Annotated in this window: 2 protein-coding genes; both read right to left on the bottom strand. The window is 37.4% G+C overall.

The features are described 5' to 3' along the window. Positions 1-168: 168 nt before the first annotated feature. Positions 169-684 (bottom strand): hypothetical protein, encoded by a 516-nt coding sequence (locus ACG9ZL_RS20770; RefSeq protein ID WP_419361735.1) that lies wholly within the window; start codon positions 682-684, stop codon positions 169-171. 65 nt (positions 685-749) lie between these two features. After that, a partial coding sequence (locus tag ACG9ZL_RS20775; RefSeq protein WP_419361737.1) for a M23 family metallopeptidase occupies positions 750-2,515 on the bottom strand: 1,766 nt, incomplete at its 5' end.

Below are 2,515 nucleotides of genomic sequence, written 5' to 3' on the forward strand. Positions count from 1 at the left end.
CTCAAGCTGACAAAGACTATTTGACTAAAATCCAATCAATCGAAGAAAAGCTAGATATGATTATTAACAATACAGATGTATTAAAAAAAGCACCTTAAGACCATTAAAAAACCGCCTTTCGGCGGTTTTGTTTACCAATCATTAGATTGAGATTTTTCAAATTTCACTCTAATTCAGTTGAGTAGCAAATCTTTTAAGACCTTGAAAGCCAATTGTTTCTTTCCCATTATCAATGAGATTTGTTTCGATATAAGAAGAATTTAATGTGTCAATTTTAAACCACACTTTTTTTGCATTTAGAATTTTATTAAAATCTTCTTTTGAAATTACAAATCTTTGAACAGATTCTTGATAAATTCCAGATAACTTATGCCCCCCTGCTGATGGCACTCTTTCAGCTTGAACAATTTCACCATCAATATTTATTAATAAATTAGTCATATTTACAAACTTATTAAGTGACAATAAATCTAAGGCAACATGATTTGGTAAATCACTTTTCCATAGTGCCCCTATGGATATACAGGTAGTGCTAGACTTTAGACACGATGACGTTCCATATGGCTTTAAAGTAATTTCCTTTGTTCCATCAAAGCCGCTACTCTTAACTGAGACTCCTTTAGGTTCAGCATAAGTTAAACCCGAAGATAAGAGAAATAACACTCCAAATGCTAATTTTTTCATATAAAAGCCATAATTTGTTTTACAGAAAAATAGCATTTGAAGCAGAAAAAAGCTACAGAAGCAGCTTATCTTCTTTTTCTAAACTCCCGATCAATAATCCGACCTTGGCGACATTCCTCTATCAATACTTTTCTAACAGCATCACCTATCAAATTACCGAGTTCTTTGGAGGCTCCTTCACTTTTCACATCACTTGTACCTGTACCATCATTTTGGACTGTAACGTATACTGTTACTGGTGCGCTAATGGAAGCTTCACCACTTTTTGTATTTATTGAATCTAAAATACGAGATTCATTAAAACTTGGTAATGCCGGGTAACCTGAGTTGAGAGTAAAGCCAGACTCTCCATTTACATATCCACCATTAGCATAGCCATCCATACTACTCTTGCGCATTGCTTCTACATTACTAACTCCACCCCAGCGCTTGATGTCTTCTTGAGAGAATACTACTTCACCCTTATGAACGATTCCTGCAGGATCATACTTTCCACCTGTTCCTGTATAACCTCCACTAGAAAAGCCTGATATAGAACTAATAGCAGCTTGGAGTACTCCTGTTTTAGTTGTTGCCACAGCAACAGCAGGCAGGTTCGCGGGGAACGGAGCACTCGACCAAGCCGCAGATATGGCTGTATATCCACTCATAATTGCACTTGCTAGGTTTGCAGCCTTTTGCGAGGCTAGTAATGTCTTATAAGCACCTGATGATTCACCTGCATATCCTCTAACAAGCTCTCCCATTTGCCCAAACATAGTTCCATATACAGATATATTGTCAGTATATTGCTGTTGCCTCAAAATCCTCTCGTCCTCAACTCCCTTCATTCTGATTAACTTTAATTGAGCCTCAAGATTTTGTTCAGCTTTAATTAAAATTTGACTTCGTGTTTCAGCATTAATCAAATACTGATCTTTATCATCCTTCTTATTAATATCCTTAACAGAATTTTGATAAGAATCATAAGCACCGCCAATAGAAGAACCATATTGATTTTGAAATTGCCACTGTGCAAGTTGTGGTTGAGTCATTGTGTTTTGCGCAATTACTTCATAATAAGCACGTTGCAATTCACCAGTTTGCAGTTCTAAAGCGGCTTTAAACTCATCAATTTTTTCTTGTTGGAGTCTGCGGTAGGCTGCTAGTTCAAGATCTCTTTGCTCTTCAAAAGATTTAATTGCTTCTGCCTTTTCCTTTTTATTGAAATCCGTACTAGCTTCAACTCTAAGTTTTTTGACATAAGCATCATTCTTAATCTTTTCCTCGCCAACCCAACGCCAACCATCAACATCCATCGTGAATTCAAATTGTCGAAGTTGTTTCGTCTTTTCAAAGCGAGCATTTTCATCAGTAATCAGACTGTCTAAGCCATTCTTGCGCAAATCCTTTACACGCTTGATATGGTCAGCTTCGTCTTTCTCACCTAGCGAGTAATAGTTAGCCCTTAAAGTTTCGATCTCCTTTTCTGTTTTTGCTTCAGCCTTATCTTGATCTAAATAAGATCCATAAGTGCCAGTACTAGCCCCACCTTTCACCTTGCTTTGCATACTTGGTGATTGATGAAGAAGTTTAAGCACAACACCGTCTTCAAAAGTTACTGTGCTGTAATAGCCGCCACCTTTTGAATCATAGGCTGTCTTTACATCTTTAACCGCAACTTTAGTTGTGATTGGAGTACCTACAGGCATTGCAAAATCAATTCCTTTATGGAAACTTGACGCTCCTGCAGTCGGAGCTTTTCTTTGACCATAATCAGAAGAAACACGGTAGCTTGAAAGAGATTTCCCACCAGCTTGAAGCCGAGCTATATGCTCAGGTGATACTTTCT

It is taken from the genome of Acinetobacter legionensis (assembly GCF_048551735.1).
Taxonomy (GTDB): Bacteria; Pseudomonadota; Gammaproteobacteria; order Pseudomonadales; family Moraxellaceae; genus Acinetobacter.

Bases quoted from the DNA above. Each gene is read 5' to 3' on its own strand.
- ACG9ZL_RS20770 (WP_419361735.1), bottom strand. From the start codon at position 684: ATGAAAAAATTAGCATTTGGAGTGTTATTTCTCTTATCTTCGGGTTTA.